At 56.3% G+C, this 19,228-nt stretch carries 12 protein-coding genes; 6 read left to right on the top strand and 6 right to left on the bottom strand.

The annotated features are described in order from the left end of the window. Positions 1-88: 88 nt before the first annotated feature. Together RE6C_RS11065 and RE6C_RS11060 are read left to right on the top strand one after the other, a co-directional pair. Positions 89-2,278, top strand: coding sequence for a preprotein translocase subunit SecA (locus RE6C_RS11065; protein WP_008656619.1), 2,190 nt, complete (start codon positions 89-91; stop codon positions 2,276-2,278). 200 nt (positions 2,279-2,478) lie between these two features. After that, a complete protein-coding gene (locus RE6C_RS11060; protein WP_008656617.1) occupies positions 2,479-4,071 on the top strand; it encodes a hypothetical protein in 1,593 nt (530 codons plus the stop codon). A 290-nt stretch (positions 4,072-4,361) separates the two neighbouring features. On the opposite strand, the gene RE6C_RS11055 is transcribed toward RE6C_RS11060, so the two are convergent. Both RE6C_RS11055 and RE6C_RS11050 read right to left on the bottom strand, forming a co-directional pair. Further along, positions 4,362-5,147, bottom strand: a complete 786-nt coding sequence (locus RE6C_RS11055) for a TIGR00282 family metallophosphoesterase (protein WP_008656616.1) — start codon at positions 5,145-5,147, stop codon at positions 4,362-4,364. Between the two features lie 124 nt (positions 5,148-5,271). Continuing rightward, a complete protein-coding gene (locus tag RE6C_RS11050; protein WP_008656614.1) occupies positions 5,272-6,954 on the bottom strand; it encodes a 30S ribosomal protein S1 in 1,683 nt (560 codons plus the stop codon). 137 nt (positions 6,955-7,091) lie between these two features. Here RE6C_RS11050 and RE6C_RS11045 point away from each other — a divergent pair, with 137 nt between their 5' ends. Next, positions 7,092-7,619, top strand: a complete 528-nt coding sequence (locus tag RE6C_RS11045; protein ID WP_008656612.1) for a hypothetical protein — start codon at positions 7,092-7,094, stop codon at positions 7,617-7,619. A gap of 299 nt (positions 7,620-7,918) precedes the next feature. On the opposite strand, the gene RE6C_RS11035 is transcribed toward RE6C_RS11045, so the two are convergent. The 4 genes from RE6C_RS11035 to RE6C_RS11020 form a co-directional block, all read right to left on the bottom strand. Then, positions 7,919-8,974 (bottom strand): acyl-CoA desaturase, encoded by a 1,056-nt coding sequence (locus RE6C_RS11035; RefSeq protein WP_008656611.1) that lies wholly within the window; start codon positions 8,972-8,974, stop codon positions 7,919-7,921. 356 nt (positions 8,975-9,330) lie between these two features. Beyond that, positions 9,331-9,549, bottom strand: coding sequence for a small basic protein (locus tag RE6C_RS11030; RefSeq protein ID WP_085980236.1), 219 nt, complete (start codon positions 9,547-9,549; stop codon positions 9,331-9,333). Between the two features lie 184 nt (positions 9,550-9,733). Continuing rightward, a complete protein-coding gene (locus tag RE6C_RS11025) occupies positions 9,734-14,371 on the bottom strand; it encodes a DUF4332 domain-containing protein (RefSeq protein ID WP_008656605.1) in 4,638 nt (1,545 codons plus the stop codon). A 279-nt stretch (positions 14,372-14,650) separates the two neighbouring features. Then, entirely contained in the window at positions 14,651-15,532 is an 882-nt protein-coding gene (locus RE6C_RS11020; RefSeq protein ID WP_008656603.1) for a helix-hairpin-helix domain-containing protein, read from the bottom strand. A 524-nt stretch (positions 15,533-16,056) separates the two neighbouring features. Between RE6C_RS11020 and RE6C_RS11015 the strand changes: the two genes are divergently transcribed. The 3 genes from RE6C_RS11015 (at position 16,057) to RE6C_RS11000 (ending at position 19,219) form a co-directional block, all read left to right on the top strand. Then, entirely contained in the window at positions 16,057-17,058 is a 1,002-nt protein-coding gene (locus RE6C_RS11015; RefSeq protein WP_039961805.1) for a DUF6655 family protein, read from the top strand. A 190-nt stretch (positions 17,059-17,248) separates the two neighbouring features. After that, a complete protein-coding gene (locus RE6C_RS11010; protein WP_008656601.1) occupies positions 17,249-18,352 on the top strand; it encodes a DUF481 domain-containing protein in 1,104 nt (367 codons plus the stop codon). Positions 18,353-18,817: 465 nt separating this feature from the next. After that, the gene (locus RE6C_RS11000; protein WP_008656599.1) at positions 18,818-19,219 is read left to right on the top strand and encodes a TadE family protein; all 402 of its coding nucleotides are present in this window, start codon (positions 18,818-18,820) and stop codon (positions 19,217-19,219) included. The last annotated feature ends 9 nt before the right edge of the window (positions 19,220-19,228 follow it).

Raw genomic sequence — 19,228 nt, 5'->3', positions numbered from 1 at the left:
TCACGGCGATTGGAGGTCGCTCTACGCGCGCTCTCGTGCGTAAAAATGGTAATTCTTTGCATCGCTTTTCTTTCCGTTGGCCCGCTCGATGTCCGAATCTTCCGCTCGCGAAACGACCAACCCAAACGAATTGGATCCATCCGGTGTCCCGCTCTCCTCCAGCTCGACGGAGGAAACCGGCCCCGACCCGAACTGGACGCCGCCCGATCCTGTTCTTTCCGAATCCACTGCGCTTGACCCATTGGCACCCAATGAGCCATTGGAAGACGCCGGCAACGATGTCGAAACGACACAAGAAGCGGTCGTGCGCCGATCCAGTGACCCATCTGCGAATAAGAAGAAGTGGACCAAGGCGTCGAACTGGCGGCCGAGAATGGTCCGTTGGCAACGCCAATTGGCCCGCGTCAACGCTCTCGAGTCGACCTTGCAGGCGGAAGACGACCAAACGCTGCGCAAACGTAGTTTGGCTCTTCGTTACCGCGCGATGGCCGGTGAGAAACTCGGTGAGCTGTTGCCCGAAGCCTACGCGCTATGTCGCGAAGCGGGCCGGCGAAGTTTGTCGATGCGTCACTACGACGTTCAGATTCTCGGTGGCATCGCATTGTTCGAAGGCCACATCACCGAGATGCAAACCGGGGAAGGTAAAACGTTGACCGCGACGCTGCCGTTGTATCTGCACAGCCTGGTTGGCAAAGGCGCTCACCTGGCAACGGTCAACGATTACTTGGCCAAACGAGATGCCGAGTGGATGATGCCGCTGTTTGAGATGCTGGGCGTTTCCGTCGGCATTATACAAACCGAAGACGATCAAGGTGCACGCCGCAAGAGTTACGGTGCCGCGATCACCTACGGGACGGCAAAAGAATTCGGGTTCGACTTTCTGCGTGACCGTTTGTTGTTGCGAGCCCAGAACCGAATGCAAACCGAAATGTTGGGCTCCGGCGACGGCGGTTTCAGCAATTCAGGTGACCAAGTCGTGATGCGAGGGATGCACTTCTGTTTGGTTGACGAGGCGGACAGTATCCTCATCGATGAGGCTCGTACGCCGCTAATCATCGGCAGCATCGAAGACACGGTTCGCGATCAGATCATCGAAACTTACAAGTGGGCCGCTGAGAACGCTCCGCTGTTTGAACTCGACGAACACTTCGAAATCGATGACGAAACCAAACGCTACGAACTGACCGCCCGCGGACGAAGCAAGGTCCGTGCTTTGCCAAAGAGCGATCTTGTTCGCACGATGGGATTGGTCGATATGTACGAGTACATCGAACGATCAATTAAAACGCATCGGGAATTCTTGTTGGATCGCCAGTACGTGATTCGTCCGAGCGAGAAGGATCCCAACATCGACGAGATTGTGATCGTCGATGAGTTCACGGGACGATTGGCGGAAGGTCGTAAATGGCGAGATGGCATTCACCAATCCATTGAAGCCAAAGAAGGCGTTGAGATCAGCGTCCCGACGGGGCAAGCCGCTCGAATCACCGTCCAGGATTTGTTCTTGCGATACCCGCACTTGGCGGGGATGACCGGTACGGCGGCGACCAGTGCCGGCGAGCTTCGAAAGATCTATCGCACACCGGTCGTTCGTGTTCCAACCAACCGACCGCCTCAACGCATTCAGTTGCCGTCTCGAGTGTTTGGAACACTCAATTCAAAATTCGAAGCGATCGCGAAAGAGGTCGAGGAAATCCACGCGACCGGTCGACCGGTCTTGGTCGGAACTCGCTCGATCGACAAAAGTGTTCTGCTGTCGAAATTGTTGGACGACCTTGGCATCGAGCACGAGGTTTTGAACGCGAACAACGTGGAACGCGAAGCTGAGATCGTGGCCGAAGCTGGTGGTCGCGGGAAAGTGACCGTCGCGACCAACATGGCGGGCCGTGGTACCGACATCAAGCTTTCCAACGACGTTGAACAGATCGGCGGGATGCATGTGATCTGTACCGAGCTCCATGATGCGGCACGGATTGACCGTCAGTTGATCGGTCGTTGTGGCCGCCAAGGTGACCGGGGATCCTACCGCCAATATTTGTCGTTGGACGATGACATATTGAAAGGTGGCTACGGGGCGATCAAATACGAGAAGCTCAAGAAACGCGGTGAAGCGACCAGCGGCAGCGTCGATCGGTTGGCAGCCATGTTCCACAAGGCTCAACGCAAAGTTGAACGCCGTCACTTCCGTGATCGAATGGTGTTGATGCACCACGAGAAGGAACGCAAGAAAATGCAGCGTGAAATCGGACAGGATCCCTACCTGGATACTCCGGACTGATTCTGGGCTCGTTTGGTTGTTAACTGTTTCGTCTTGCGTAGCCGGATTCGCCGGAATTCGGACGGCGGCCGAGCGAATTGACTTCGGATACGTTGTCACCGCAACAACGTCGAACATTCCGTTAAACGAAGCCGGCCGCATAACCGATAAAACCGGCAAGGTCTTGGACAATTCGCTTCGCCTTCTACGGTCATGGGCACATGAATTTCGATCGCATGTGGGAAGTCGTCAAACGGAACGTCAATCCGTTTAAAGGCGCAAACAAACCGAAGTTGATTGCTCTGGATCGATTGATTCAAGAAATTGGCACGAACTTTGGATCAAGTTTCACTCGGCTGCGTGAAGTCGACTGGGCGTACGCTCAGTTCAACTTCAAGTGGGTCCAGTCGCTGACCGAGCCTGAGTACCAGGAATTCCGGGGAATGTGGCTTAGCTGTTTTCAATCACACAATCGGCCTGGCCCTCATGCGTCGCAAGCTGCTGCATCGCCCAATTTTCACCAACTCGCCGCGGCGAATCCTGCCCTTCCTGCCACGAAATTTCCGATTGCTTCAGCCAGCCATCGATTTGCCGATGTCGTCAGTGATGCTGACCGAGCTCGAATGCTGTCGACATTGAGCGACGATGAATTCTGGAATGGTCTTCAGTTCTTGAAAGAGAAATATCAGAAGATCGCGTCGGACCGAAACCTTGGAAACCTTCGCAAGGCATTTCTGATCGTTCAAGGGATCGGCAACTCCGCCGCGGATCGTCTGTATCAAAACAAATACTTTGGTGAGTACGCGGCCAAAGCTGATTTGATCAATAACATTTACGACGATGCCGCAGCAAATGGTCCGCAAAGCAGTTTAGAGAATCAATTGCTGGTAGCCGGTGGACTTTGGCGAGTCGTCAAGACAACGCTATCGCTGGCTTTTGGTGGCATTGTCATGCACGCCAGTATCAGCCCGATGCATGTCCTTAAGAAATCTCTGGGTGCTCTCAACGCACTGGCTGGAATGGTCGCCGGACTAACAGACTTGCTTCTTGGAAAGGACGCAAATTTTCAACCACTGACGGGGCGTCTCGGTATTGACGCGATGATCGAAGGGTACAAAAAGAAGTTGTTGGGGCCTGGATCGCATCGAGACGGTGATACGATTCGGCGTCAGATGGAAGATGGTCCAACGCGATTGGTGAAGAGTTCTGACATCACGATTTACGACTTGGACAAAGTTCGTGATCTGGTCAAGCGTTCGCTTTGGTGGTGCAAGGTTTGGGAGAAGGACATCAAAGAACTTCGTCGTGACTCCGAAAGCGATTTTGGAAATTCGACTTTGGCGAGTGAATTGAAAGATGCCGTGGGTGATAAGGCCGCGAGCGAAGTTGTGAAGTTGAATGCTGCCATTGATGCTGAAAAGGCAAAGCAAAACGAGAAAATCAAAACATTGGAAGCGAAGCTTGCTAGCTCGAAAGCTTTCTATGGCGAACGTCTGACAATCATCAATGATCTGCTGGCTGCATCAGAGACTCGATTGAGCATCGCACGCAAGCAAGCCAAGTCGGCCGCCGCCGGACATTCGTTCGACATCATGAGGCAAATCGCGGTGGAGGCATCGACCTTTGATCGCGCCAATTTGAATCCAGTCAAGCCATCCGATGTTCGACGTGAGAAACCGGTCTGGCGAAAACCCGCGGGAATGACGCGAAAGAGCGTGCTGGAAGAAATCGAGGCGACCATCGAGCACCGAAACCGCAGCCTATCAATCGCATCTTTCGCGGACGGTGATTTCTCTTTGGAAGCGGCTGCATAGTCGGGGGCAGAGGACCCAGCAGTCCACGCTGAGTGATCGGACGAGATTGACGCAAGCGTTGATTTCTAAGATTGGGCGTTGTTGTGGCAGGCGGTGTTTGGTGCGTTGGGCTTTGGGGGCTGATGCTAGTTTCATTGTGGTGGAGGGGGGGATGCCTTGCTTTGTTCCAAAGCATCGGCTCGGGTGCCATGTGAGACATGGCCTACGACAAACTGTAGCTCCGTGATTTTCCACCGAGACGAAAGCGAAATGGCTTTCGCGACTCACGGTGGGGGACCACCATGATACATTCAACGTGTTTCGATTCGGTCTTCGAAGCGTTCAATCGAGATCGCTTTGCCGTCGGCATCGGCTTCGATGATCGCGCCGCACAACCGGACGTCTCGTGTTGCTACGTGGAAGTGCGACGGTTCAAAGCTAATCGTGGCGTTGGTCACGCGTTTGATGTCGCGACCGATGATACTGTCGTACGGTCCACTCATTCCAACGTCGCACTGAAACGCGGTGCCGCCAGGAAGAACGCAACTGTCCGCCGTTGGGACATGCGTGTGTGTGCCCAACACCGCGGTGACTCGGCCGTCCAAATAACGGCCGAGCACCTGTTTGTCGCTGGTCGCTTCAGCGTGCACATCGACCAAGATACAGCGAGGATTTTCGACGGCCATTTCGTTGAGGGCAGCGTCGACCGCTGCAAACGGGCAGTCGACCGGTCGCATGAAGACTCGGCCTAGCAACGAGATCACACCCAGTTTGCCACCGGGAGTTTGCACCACCGTCCAGGTTCGGCCGGAGGAGCTTTCCGGGTAGTTGGCCGGGCGGACAATCCGCTGGCTCGATTGCAGGATCGGAATGATTTCTTTTCGGCGATACAAGTGATCGCCCATCGTCATCACGTCCACACCAGCTTCGATCAAACGTCGGTACTGGCGAGGCATCAGGCCCGCGCCATCGGCCGCGTTTTCCGCGTTGATGACCACGGCATCGAGTCGATGTTGCTTGCGTAGTTCTGCGGTCCGCGCAAGCACGCCGGAATAGCCGGGTTTGCCTACGACATCGCCGAGAAACAAAAAACGCACACGGAGTCCTTGCGGAGAAGGTCGTACCCAATCTGCACGTCATGCTGAATGCCATGCAGCGAAATCTTGCTGGGTTTTGTCGTTCGAAGAGACGGACTCCCTTCGAACGTCGCCCGGAAGATGCTTACCAGCGGAGGCCGAATTTCTCGCCGCCACTCGGACGGTCGTTGCCGCCCTTGAGAGGACCGGAGTGGGAAGCCTTGACCGCCAATTCGCGTGGTGGTTCGACTTCTTCTTCGACCTGCTTCTCGCCTTCCGCAGCCGGTTTGGCATGAGCGGCTTTGATCGACAACCCGACCTTTTGTGAATCACGATCGAAGCTCATGATCTTCACGTCGACTTCGTCGCCAACGTTGACCACCGAGCTGACACGTGACACGCGGTGCGTCGCCAATTCACTGATGTGGCAGAGGCCTTCCACACCGGCGGTCAATCGAACGAAAGCACCAAACTCGGCGGTGCGAGTGACTTCGCCCTTGTGGACTGAGCCAACTGCAAACATCGACTCGGCCGAGTCCCATGGGTTCTCGAGCAAATCGCGATAGGTCAGTGACATCTTGCCGGTTTGCTTGTCGATCTTGTCGACGCGAACCTTGACGTTCTGGCCTTCCTCGATCACTTCGCTTGGATGCTTGATCCGTTCCCAGCTGAGTTTGCTGACGTGGATCAAACCATCGAGTCCACCGACATCGACGAATGCACCAAAGTCGCGAACGCTTCGGACGACGCCTTCGAGAATGTCGCCTGGTTCGATCTTTTCGAGTTGTTCTTGACGTTTGACTTCGCGTTCCCGCTCCAGAATTGCACGGCGCGAAAGAACTAGGTTGCCACGGCGCGCGTTGGCTTCGGTGACTAAGCAGATCATTTTCTGGTCGACGAATTCGCTGCAGTCTTCGACTCGGTATTCCGAGATTTGGCTGATTGGCATGAAGCCGCGAACGCTGCCGACTTTGCATTCCAGGCCGCCGTTGTTGTGGCCGGTGATGGTGGCTTCGACAACACTGCCTTCGTCGATGTCGTCCCAGTCCGAAACTTCGGTCGCCTTGCCGGGCAAGCTGCACGAGAAGAGTCCGTCCTCGGAATTAATCCCGCGAACGATGACTTCGATCGCTTGGCCTGGCGTGGGCTCTTCTTCGGTGAACTGTTCGAAAGGAACGGTGCCCTCATCGGGGCCACCCAAGCTGACGAACACGTTGTCTTGGTGGATCTTGATCACTTGAGCGTGAACGCGAGCACCTTCGCCAAGCGGTTCGCGGCGATCAGGCAAGCCAGCGTTTCCGCCGAGGATTGTGTCCAAGTCGGCTTCCGCCAAAGTGGCTTCGAGTTCCGCCTGCAGATCTTCGCTCAATTGATCGCGGACGTTGGGAACCGCGGTTTTCTTTTGTTGCGGAACGTAGGGCTTGTCGCCTTTTTCGCGAGGTTTCTCGCCAGCCAAACGAGGCAACGGGGCATCTTTGCCGCCCGATTTGCCCTCGCCTTGTTTGCCGCCGCGTTTCGGTTTGTGTTTGACCTTGCCGCCTTCGAGTTGCTCCGTCGAAACCGCTGCGGGAGAAACCGGTTTCGCGATTCCTTGCCCGCGAGCCGCCAGAGGACCGCCGCCGATTCGTGGCAGAGGAGCCTTGTTTTTCTTCGGCCCGGCCGGCTTGGGGCTGCTCGGTTTGGCCTGCTCCGCGGGGGCAGACGACGCCGATTCAGCCGGAGCCGATTCTTGCGAGGCCTGAGTGGCCTCCGCCGAGGCTTCCGGGGCGGGGGCGTCCGAAGTTGGGGTTTCGGCCGTTGCGTCGGTGGATGGTTCGCCGCTGCTCATGGACAGTCAGGGGGGATCTGAGAAAGAGTGAAATGGCAATCGCGCCAAAGGCGTCCCGCAGTCTAGCAATCGGGAGGGCCACTCGGTAGCCTTCCCACGTTCTGTCCCAGCACAATCCACCGACAACCTTCGAGACTATGCCTAACTTTGACGATTGCACGTCTTCTGCCGCATCGAATTCGAGCGACTTGCCGTCCTGGTTGACCGATTTGGACGCTTCCGTGGCTCAACCGTGGATCCAGGCCATCCAGGCCGCGGAAATGCCAGGGTTGGGCGAAGGTCCGGCCAACCGCGAATTGGTAGGTTTGCTGAACAGTGATTCGGCGAAATCGTTCACGCCGCTCCAGCGAAGCGGTTTGTGGTTGCTGGCCGGGGATTTGGATCGGTCGCACACAATCAGCCAAAACGAAAGCTCGTCCGAGGGAAGTTTTTGGCACGGGATCATGCATCGCCGCGAAGGCGACTTTGCCAACGCAAAGTATTGGTTCCACCGAGTCGGCCTGCATTCGATCCTGAGCGATTTGTCGGGCATGTACCCGGAACTGCATCCTGATGCGGATGAGTTCGTCGATCGAGTCGCAAACGCCGTGCGAACTGGGGAGGACGTCGAGGAATGCCAGCAAGTCCAGTGGACCGAATGGCAGTGGCTGATGAACGTCAGCTGAAAGGTTTGTTGCTCGGGGACCGAATTCTTGGCGAATCCGGCCACACCATTGCGAACCACGATCCAACCAACCTGTAGCTCGGTGGTCTCCACCGAGACGAGCGCAACTCAAGCGATGGAGGCGTTTTTACCTGCCAATGGCGAATGTTTGGTAATACGCCTCGCTTTGTTCCAAAGCATCGGCTGGGGTGCCATGTGAGACATGGCCTACGGCAAGACAACCTGCAGTTCGGTGGTCTCCACCGAGACGAGCGCAATTGAATACTGCGACTTGCTCCAGCCAGCCCTCCAAACGTCCGGCTACTTCCCGGCGACGCTGGCTTTGGTGGGGCGTTGGACGTCGGTGATCAGTCCCATCATCTCCCAAACGCGAATGATTCCCCAGGACATATCGAACTCGTACCACTTGTGTCCGTGGCGAGCCGATCGAGGGGTTGCGTGATGATTGTTGTGCCAGCCTTCACCGTGACTGATCAACGCCACCAGCCAATTGTTGGTGCTGTGATCGCGAGTGTCGTAATTGCGATAGCCGAACACGTGGCTAAGTGAGTTGACCGACCAAGTCCCGTGCAGAACAAAAACGGTTCGCATGGCGACCGCCCAAACGGTCCATGACAACAGATAGCGATAGGCAACCGCCCAGTCGCCACCGCTGACGGCATAGCCAACGATTCCGCCGATCAACGAAATGATGATCCCGTGGATCAGGAAAACGAAGAACCAGCCGTCTTTGCGTTCCAGTTTCAGGTAGAAGCGATCTCGCAGCAAATCGCGAACATAGCGTTCGTAATGGCTGGTTTTATCCAGATCCTTGTGCCGGCAAACGACCCATCCCATGTGACCCCACAGAAAGTTGACCAGCGGCGAGTGTGGATCTGGTTGGTGGTCGCTGTGTTGGTGGTGCATTCGGTGAATCGCGACCCAGCGTGCGGGGCTGTCCTGCAGATTGCACATGCCCAAAATCGCGAGTGTGTGCTCCATCCATTTGGGACATTTGAATCCGCGGTGGGTGAGCAACCGGTGGTAACCGATCGTGATTCCGAACATGCCGAAGATGAAGTGGCCGGCGATTCCGGCGATCAAGCCCGACCAAGTGAACAGGTAGGAAAACCAAGCTGGAACGAATGCTGCCAATGCGACTAAGTGGACCAGTGACAGAACGATCACGTATTGCCACATGATCCGAAGTGGCTGGGTTTCTTCGGGGCGAGGAAGGCGTTGAGGGTCGATACCGGATTCGCCAACGGCCATCGCTTCTGTCGGGACGGCTCCCGAACCGTAGTCATTGGACTCGTCGCAAACCAGCTTGTCGCGTTTCGCGGATTCAGGTGGTGCGGGTGCTTCGGAAGTCGACATCGTCAAAACCAGGGTGAATTGGAATTCATGGCCCGATCGGAAGCGAGACTCCCGAATGGGGCGGCTGTTTGCGGACCATGCTAGCTAGCTTTCGAACCGCTCGGGAGGGTGATTTGACAACAAATGCCCCACATCAAGCCCATCCGCTCAAAAAAGAGTCGGCCATTTGGGCGTGCCGCGATGAAATGCGGGCGAACTGGGCATATCCGCACAAAATGCTCGTTCGCAGCACCGACGTCAGACTCAGGACGACCCCGCTTCGCACGTCCGATCACAACGCAAAAAAGGCGACGCACCGCTTGGTGAATCGCCTTTTATTGTATTTGCTGGGAAGGAGCCAAACGCTCCAGCCGCGACTACTTCTTTTTCTTGTCGTCGGCGTCGTCGGCCTTTTTGACCTTCTTTTTCTTCTTCAGCGAGACTTTGAGTACACGCGTCTTCGGCATGCCAATGATGCTCGACTCTTCGTTGAATTTGTCGAGATCCTTCATACGCTCGACACGTTCAGCACGCGTCAGGACGTTGCGACTCTTAATGGCCCCGGCTTGCACCTTGAGGCTGCGATCCATGGTCATGGCGAAATGTGTCAAAATCGAGGGGGAATTCGGATGGTCAAGTCGAACAGGTTATCGACAGTTCGATTTGCTGGCAAGTCGTAAGTCCAGCGGTTGGCCGATGTCCTGTCACAATCGACAACTTTCTGCGACAGGCCCCCGAAATCGAGTCCGAAAACGGGGGCCAGAATCAATCGGGGCCGGTTTAGGCGGCTTGCAACGATCGGTGTTGGGCGGCGTAGGTCACCCATTCGGTGACTTCTTCCAGATCAGGAAGCTTGCCGCCGCGGGCGATTCGCTTGCCTTCACGCGAATGTGAGATCGCGTCGACTTCGCCAAACAGAGTCACTGGGTTCTGCTCGGCCAACTCCTCGGCGGATGTGACTCCGGCGGCAACCAAAAACTGAGCGTCATGGCCTCGCATCATCGGGACGCGGCAAACCAAAGTGGTTTGTTGTTGCCACGCCAACACGGTTTCCGCTTCCACTCGGCGATGGTTGAGCTGCTCGGCAACCTTTTCGGGGTTCGACTTCAGCAAGTCATCGACGGTGTAGATGCCAATTTCATTCAAACGCTCGGCCATTCGGGGGCCGATCGAGGGAGCGTCAACCACGTCGCTGGCTCGTTCCAGGTAGAAACGCAGCTCGGTGGTTTTGCTGGAATCTCGATCGCTTGAGCGTTCTTCCCGTTCGGATCGCTCGTAGCGGTTGCTTCGCGATTCACGTTCGGCACGAGGTTCGCGTTCGGCACGAGGTTCACGTTCTCCGCGTGAGTCACGCTCGGTACGCGAGCTTCGTTGGCCGCGGCTGGATTCGTGATCTCGCATCGAGACGACGCCTTGCGAGCGGTTGGCTCGGCCGCTGCCTGATCCGTTTCCGGATCCTGAACCATTGCCGCTGCCGGAACCGTTTGCGTTACCCGAGCCGTTTGCGGACGATGATCCATTTCGAGTGCGGCTGCTGGACGAACTGCGAGACGACGAGCGGGTGCGGCTCGATCGTCCGCTTTCGCTGCTGCGACTTCGCAGAGTACGTGAGCCAGTTCGTTCGCCTCCGCCGCGTTTGCTTTCACGAAGCGACTGCATTTCGTTGGCCAGTTGGCGGCCGCGACGAGCTGCTTCGACTTCGTAGCGTTCTTGGTCAAATGCATCGTCGTCGTAATCGTCACGCAGATCCAAGTCATGATCGATCACGTGGCGTCCGTTGACGGAGTTGCCATTGAGCGAACGAGTGCTTCGCGAGCGACCGTTCAGGGTTCGACCGTTGACGGTGCGGGTGCGAGTTCGGACTTGAGCGGTTTGGTTGGCTGATGCAATCCAGCTGGTGATGCGAGATAGTTCGTAGCTTGACCCGCTGAGCAAAATTCGCTGGCCGCGTTCGGTTGCCAAGAACGTTTTGACTTGGTCCAGCAAATCGCTGGGGTGAATCGCTGCTAATTGAGCCGGATCGGTGACGCCACAGCCAACCAAAACGCGAGCGTCAAAGCCACGCAGTTGTGGGACTCGGCACATCAAACGGCATTCTGACTGCCATCGGCGAATCGTGCGAGCGTCGACGCCAGCCAATCCCAGCGTGTCGGCCAATCGGTTGCTGTCTTGGCTCATCAAGTGAGTGATGTGCGAGATGCCGATTCGGCGAAGACGTGCCGCGGCGACACCATCGATCGAAGGTGCCGAATCAATCGGGCTGTCAACGGTCAAAAAGAACGGTGTCTCTTCGACTTCCGATTCCGTTGCTTGGCCATTTGCGAGAACTCCATGTTCGGTCGTCGCATGGGTGGCGGCGGGAATTGTGGAAGTGGTTTGGTCGGCGTAGTAGTACCCGTCACGATAAGCGGTTCCCGAAGGAGCGTGATCAGTGGCGGATGCGGGATGGCTGGGCACGAAACCGTTGTTGGCGGCTCGGTTCGTGTTGGCGTGAGCCGAAGCAGCCGGGTAAACCGCGTGTTGCACGTGGCTTGCTGCTGATCCGTGGATCGCGGTTGGACCGCCAACCCATTGGTCTTCGTCCAGCCCAGCGGTTTCGCGGTAGGCGGCTTCGAACTCATGGTTGACGTCCGCGGACGCTCCGTTGAACCATCGTGAGCGTTCGCCGGTTCCGAGTTCGGTTTGGTTGTCCAATCCGTGCGGGCCGACGTAGCGATCGTGGCGACGATCGTTCCGCCAAACAGGTTGGTGCGCGTGGACGATTCGCGAAGCGTGCAAACGGAAGGTCCGTGCACCGCTGCGGGAAAGCGACGATGCGAGTGGCTCGTGGCTGGTCAGCAGCACGATTTGGCGGCCGGGTGAAGCGTAGTCGGACAGGGCGGATGCGATTGCATCGCCCGTCACGCCTTCAGCGGTCCAAGGACGGAATGCATCGTTCAGACCGTGCATGTCAGTTCGACCATCCACCGCGGTGAACAATTCACGATGCGTTTCGAGGATCAACGGAACCGAGCGTCCGGTGCGATCCATCAATTCGCCGGCTGCCATGCGAACAGCCATCGCGGCGATGGCTCGTGTCACACCGGGCAGGCTCATTTCGTCTTGGTCGTCAATTCGCACGTGGATTTGGCGTCCCGCAGCGATCGATCGAGTGTTCGTGAAGCGTTGCTCGGCTTCACTTCGTTGCAATGTGTGAGGATCCACATTGACGGCCGAAGTGGTCCAAGTCACTCGGCGATGACGTCCGCCGGACAATCGAACCAACCAACGACTGGAAAGTTCAACCAGCGACGATTCGGCACGTGTGGCGGGACGGTATCGATTCAGTTCAGTGATCAGCTCGTCTCGACGACGAAGCAATTCAGTGCGACGCGTGTTTCGGACGACTGGGCGAGCGGCGGGCCGAACCGGACGTGGAACGGGAGTTAGTTCCAAATCGTGCTGACGGGTCGCGAGAGCCTGGAGTTCTCGGTCGATTTGACGCAATCGATCGTCGACGGCTGCCAAGTCAAAAGCCGCTTCAGGCATGCCGATTGGGTAGTCGACATTGACGATGGGCAGTGATCGAAGGCTGCGACGGACGCGGGCGGATTCGTCCAGCACACTTCGCAGTTGCGTTTCGGTCTGATGCAGTTCACTCAAGCGAGCGCCGCGTTCGGCCATCCAATCGGGGTGGTGACCCGTGATGGTCACAAAGTCATGCAGTTCGCTTCGAGATGCGGCAAGCTCTTCGACGATTCGAGCTCGATCGCGAAGCAGTTGATCCAACGTGTCAGCGAGTTGACGCGTCACGTTGTCGACGTGATCGCCGACGACGTACGGCGAACGGCGAAGTTCGGTACGGATCTGACGAAGAGTCGATGCGAGTGAGCTTTGACGATTCCAAGCACCACGCAGAGGTTCGAAGGTGACCGGATCGACCGAGCCTGCGGTAGTGGCGGTTTCTCGTTCAATTCGATTTAGCAACCAATCGATTTGCTGGGTCGCGGAGTTGATTCGCAGGTCGATGTCATCGATCTGGTGCAGCGGACGATACGCGTCGCGATAGAAATCGTCCCAAGCGTGATCGACCGAGTAGTGGTCAATCGCGTTGATGAAATGATCGTAGCGGCGGTTGCTGATTCCATCGACATTGACAGAATAAGCATGTTGGCGAGCGTTGGCGATCGAATCGCGAAGGCCACGGATTTCGGCCAACGTGCGACGAAGTTGGATGATTTCCGAATCGGCCAGACGCAGTTGGTCTCGCAATTCAGTTGCCGACAACTTCGCTGCGTATCGCAGGTCGGTCGTCAGGTAACCGTTGCCGGTGTAGTGATCGTGATGAGTCGTTCCGTATGCCAAAGGATCCGTTCCATAGGCGTAGGGTCGAGTCGCGGAAGCGGCGGAACCCGGGAACGAATAGGCTTTTGCGTCGAGGTCCGCGATCCAGCGTTTCAAACCGGCCGCACGGGCTCGCAGCGAGTCGGCTTGCGTGTGCAGTTCCTGCAAGCGTTGGGTGTGTTGGCGATGACGCTCCGCATGAACGCTCTCGTAGCGAGCGGCACGAGAACGATGGGCCAGGATCACGCTGCGACGAGCGGTCAGGGATTCACGTAGTCGCACGCATTCACCCCGTTGACGCTGAATGTCGGCAAGTTCGCGTTGGATTTGCTCGGCACGCAAGTTGGCTTCGTTCCACTGGGCGTTTTCGTCCCATGTGCTGCCGTACCAATCTGATGCTTCCAGGTCTTGGCTTGGCAAAGCGGCCAGTTGAGCTTCAACGTCGGCCAATTCCGAACGCAGAGCACGGCGGCGGCGATCGTCGGATTCGGTGAACGAATGAACGGATTCGCCCGACTGAACCGAGTTGCTGTATGCGTGGTGATTGTGCGTGTAGCGTGCCGTTTCGGATTCGTACGGCAGCGTGGCCAATCCTTCGCGGTCAAGTCCCGATTGGATGCAAGCTGCAACAACCCGAGAAACGCTGGTGACAGTCGTGTCGACCATCACGCCATCGACAATTGACTCAGGCATTTGCACGCTGCGGAGAGCACGTGCGGCCATGGTTGTGTTGCTCTTGGTCGAGACAACATCGTCTTGGTTGCCGAACCATCCGTCGTGATAGCCTTCCCAAGCGGCGGTCGTTTCGCTGCGTGGTTCGAATTCCACGGTGCGGCGTCCGTTGGAAGTGCCGTCGGCTTCGCGGCGGCAGTGAACCCAGCCATTGTTGTCGACCCAGACAACTCGTCCGGTCGAGCCGCTGAGCATTCCGTTGGGGTATTGTCGCGAAACGAGCGAATCGCGAATGAAGCGGCTGATCGCGGTTTTGCCGGATCCGATCGGGCCGAGCACCACATTCAAGTGATGAGACAGCGGTCCAAGTTCCACCCGGTTTAACGGGCCATGATTGTCGATTTCGATTCGATCCAACAACATCGCAAAACGCTCCTTCCGTGGCTGCGCGTGATCACGCCCTGTGAGGGTCCAAGGTCCTTGGCAAAGAAAAGAGGGCCATCCTGCCCACTTGCGGGAACCTTTGCCGGTTTCCTTTGTTCACCACTGGAATGGGTGAACACGCGGAGACTTTAGTCGAATCGGCAAATTTGTGGAAAGGCCGATTTCGTGAAACTGCGACAAGACCAAAAAATCATTTTGTGGTCAGTCGAGTGTGCCCGGCGGAGTATCAAAGGAGCATTCTCACCGGGGCGGCGAGGGTCACGCGGCGCGCCGTTGGCGACGCTTCTGCTTCTTCTTTGACGCCTTTTTACCGGCGTTTTGGCGTGTGAGGCGGATCGCTTGCGGGACCCACAATTCGCGATGGATGCGTCCGCCCAGATTCATCCAATTGTCAAAATGGCCGATTTGCTCGGGCGTCCATGCTGCAATTTGATGATGGTAGAAAATTCCGTGTTCTTGCAAATCGGTTTGCCGATTTGATCCGATGCCCCAGATTTGAGTCAGATCGTCGGGCGATTTTGGACGCGACATATATAGCAGTCCGAGTTCTTCGTGCTGCCGGATCGGAATTCCATTCTCATCGCGAGTTTCGCCGTGCGATTCCGTTGGTGTGGGGTGAATCAGTGCGATGGTGGTTGGCATCGAAGAAGCGTTGGTTGATTTCGCTGCCGTGTTGGAATTGAGCGGAGGTGAGTCGTTTTTGGCTGATGGCTCTGAGGCTTGGTTGACGTTTGGGTTGATCGAGTCGAGTTGGTTGTGGACTTCCAGATGCTCGGCTAGATCGTTCTCGAGCGTTTCGACACGCATTCGCAACGCGGCGACTTCCAAATGCAAGTTTTGGGAATCGTTCGTGATCGAGGCGGAGACCTTGATGAACTTGGCCAATTCGGAACGAAGCAGTCGAATTTCTTCGGTGTCCGCGTGTGCTTTGCGGACGTCGTCGCCAGCGAATCGGTTGCGACTCGATAGCCGCTTGGCGTCTCTTGCTGCTCGCAGTTCTCGCAGACGTTCTTCGCGAGCTTTGCCTTTGCTGGACAGAACCCCATAGAGAACGATGCATCCCAAGCAAGCGTATCCGGCGGCCAGGCCCAGCACCACGAAGTACATCGGATCGGCGATTGCGGATTCGATCGTGGGCATAGCAGGGCAATCCTCGGGGACGCTGGTGGGGCAGTGCTTCCGATCGACGGCGTCGCAGGGAACACCTCATTCGGAATCTGAAGCCTGTTTCGTTCGGGCGGATCGTTCGGGGCGAGGTCCGCTTACAGGATTCGTTCTTCATTTTTCGGAACATTCGGAACAACGCGTTGTATCTTTCTCTCGTTTTCGCACCTTTGGCTGAAGAAGGCGACTTCGCCGTCGCTCGGGACGCCGGGCGTGTTGGTGGTTTACTTTCTTGTTTCGAAGTGTTTCACATGCTCATTGGTTCGAGTGGATTGCTCGTCGCAAGACAGAACGTCCGTTGCGTTTGGTGGTGCTTGTTTGATAACCCTCAGCACGTTGAGGCGATTCTCGACCGGTTTCATGTCGAAACCGCCCACCCAGACAACCCGCCCTGTCACACCCAGATCGCTCGTCCGATGTTTCGGAATCGGCTGCCCATTCGATTTGCGACCCTGCATACCGATCGCTGCTGCGCCCGGAAAAGGTGCCAGAAGCCCTTGTTGCAAACTTCCGAAGAAATCAACGCGATTGAACTTCGTCGAATGCTGGGTACTCATTCGATGAAAATGCTGTTTGGCCTCGGATTGATGCTGGCGATGTTCTCGGGATGTGGGACGACCAAAGAACATCAAGCGACGGAGCAGCTGTTGTTGTCCGACGCCGTTGACCGCAGTGTTTCGACGATCGACTTTCGGCCGCTATCCGGTGAAAAAGTTTATCTCGACACGAGCTACCTCCGGTCGGTGAAAGCCGCCACGTTCGTGAACGCGGACTACGTCACCAGTTCGCTGCGTCAACAAGTCATGGCGGCTGGTTGCTATCTGCAGGATTCCGCCGCGGACGCAGATATCATCATTGAAGCCCGGATTGGGACGTTGGGATACGACGATCACCGGGTTACGCTTGGTGTGCCAGAGAACAGCGCGATCAATTCGACGGTGTCTTTGTTTCCGGGGGCACCCAGCGTTCCTCAGATTCCCGAGATCGCGGTGGCTCGCCGCGACGCGCGAGAGGGTGCGGCCAAAGTGGCCGCGTTCGCCTACGACCGAGAGACCCGCGAAGCTGTTTGGCAATCCGGCATCAGCCAATCTCGATCGACCGCCCGAGATACTTGGGTGATGGGTGTTGGACCATTCCAAGGTGGCTCGATTCGTGACGAAACGAGACTGGCGGGGAGCAAGCTGGTGCGATTTGGTCGTCGATCAACCGGCTCACCGCCAAAAGTTTTTAGTCGTCCACCAGTTGACTACACCGCCGAGACGCGATTCGACGGCGGGTTTCCAGTTCTGACTGATGAGAACCAAGACATGATTGGGGGCGGCTTGTTGCCGGGGGAACCTTTGCCCAGCGTTATGGCGACTGAAATGCTTGCGAAGGACCACGCGGCTGCGAGTACCACGGGATCGGAAGTCGTTCAAGAAGTGTCGCCAGAACCGACATCAAAAAAGGCACAGCCGGCTGAGAAGATCGCCGCTCCGCCTCTGAAGAAAAAGCTGCGTTGATAAAATTCCTCTTTCGAGGGGCTCTCCGCTTTTGTACACGCAGCTGAGAAGATTTGTTCAGTAGGTGCTTTGAGCGCCGCAACTTCATCGACCAGACCGAACGCCAAACGCGCTGTCCAGGAAATCTTGTTTCAAACGGCAGCGAACACGTGGGCTTCCTTTGGATGAACTTGTTCCAAAGAAGAGAACCATGAATCAAACTCATTCCATTCAACCCATCGTTCTCGCGTTGGCCGGTTGGCTGATGCTGTCGACTGGTGTGCGAGCTCAGACGGTTCCGAGTTGGCAATCGGGACAATCAACATTCAATGGCTCGGGATATGATCTTCCGAAGCCGCCCGCCGAAACTTCCCCCATCCCTTCGGTACCAAAACCCACTGCGGTTGATTCGATGGGATTGCCAGCCGATGCACCGGGGGACGGTTCGTCTCTCAATCTGAATGAGCTGCCTTCGGGATGGAACGACGATTTTGGTTTGTCGCCGGTGCAGCTGGAAACGCCGATCCTTGATGCCCCTCTACCCGACAGTGCGATTGAATCGGCCAGCTATTCCGATGTTGTTTCAGCTGGCCAGGTTGTCGAGTCGCCACCGCTCGAGGAAGAGGTCGTCAGTTGGTATCAGCGACCATGGGTTTGGATGACAAATGGTTGGACGAACCATGCCGAGTTTGGTCTGGATGGCAGTTCCGGAAACTCCGACACGCTGGCACTTCAAACCGGCTTGGAAATGAAACGCAAAACAGACAAGTACACCTTGGCATTGGATTTCGATTATCGGCAAGCCAGTGCGAACAATGTGACAACGGAAGAGAACGGTCGTTTTAACCTGGATTACGACCGGTTGATCAACGATTCAAATTGGTCGCTCTTCGGAAAGTTCGGGATGGAATTTGACCAGTTCAAGGCCTTTGATCTGCGTCTGAACCTCAACGGTGGTATTGGGTACTACTGGATCCGCAACGAAAAGACAAACTTTGTCACTCGATTCGGTGCTGGTGCGTCAAAGGAAATTGGATCGCCGGATGATTCTTGGATTCCGGAAGCAGTGTTTGGGATTGAGGCGGATCATCAATTGACCTCACGTCAGAAGCTAAAGGGCAAGCTGGACTTCTTCCCCGCCTTCGATAATTTCAACGATTTTCGTTTGGTGACTGATCTGGCTTGGGAAACGTTGCTCAGCGATTCGGACAACTTCTCACTGCGATTGTCGGTGACGGATCGTTATGACAGCACACCACAGGGTGCTCTCAAGAACGATTTTTATTACTCAGCTTTGCTGCTCTATAAATTCTGATCGCTGACGTTTCTACTCGCTTTGGTAGCTTGTCTGATGCAGATTGCTTCTCTTGTACACACCGCTGCTTAGGAACCATTCGGAAACAACTTCGGGATTCAAAAGGTAGCGGAAGGGCGCGAACCCGCCGGTGACACGCCGGGCGGCTTGCGCCGCTCCGCTACAGCCGAACTTGATTCCGAACGGTTCCTTAGCGGAACTTTCTGCACGCGGTTCGTCGTTGGATGACCGGGCGATGGGCATCGAGGTTTGTCGGCACCGACGAGACCACGCGATCGATTCAGCCGTTGAGACTGGTGTAATCCTCAGAGTCGTTTGGATTGATTGACCAACCGATGGGTTGAGAGGTGATAAACGCTGCTTCCGCGTGAATGCAGGCGAAGCGGTGTCTTTTTGTGACGTAGGATGCATTTGTTCGCTCAAGTAGCGGGCATCAGTAACTTTCCTACGCGGGGAACCAATTCCATGGTCACTCGAAATAAATCACCACGTCGCAGCGGAATCGCAGTCACGGAACTTGCCGTGGGTTTGCCGTTGTTGTTGGTGGTCATGATGGGCACCGTCGAAGCGTGCACAATGATCCGGTTGCAGCAAAAGATGAAGATGGTCGCCTACGAAGGTGCTCGTGTCGGTGTGTTGCCGGATGCCAAGGCCGAAAACGTCGAATGGCAATGCGAAACGCTGAGTGCCGACCAACGATTGAACAGTGTTGTTGTGGTGTTGGATCCAATGGATCCAACGACCCTCGATTCGGGTGAATGGTTCACGGTCGAAGTTCGTGCCTCCTTCGCCGACAACGCTTTGATGGGCGGTTGGGGATTCGGCAGCTACGACTTGTCCGAGTCGGTCACCCTTCAAAAACCGTGAGATTGGAAC

Origin of the sequence: Rhodopirellula europaea 6C (genome assembly GCF_000338295.1) — a bacterium.
GTDB classification, from domain to species: Bacteria; Planctomycetota; Planctomycetia; order Pirellulales; family Pirellulaceae; genus Rhodopirellula; species Rhodopirellula europaea.
Note: the sequence above shows the minus strand (reverse complement) of the source record. Positions and strands in the feature narration are given on the sequence as shown.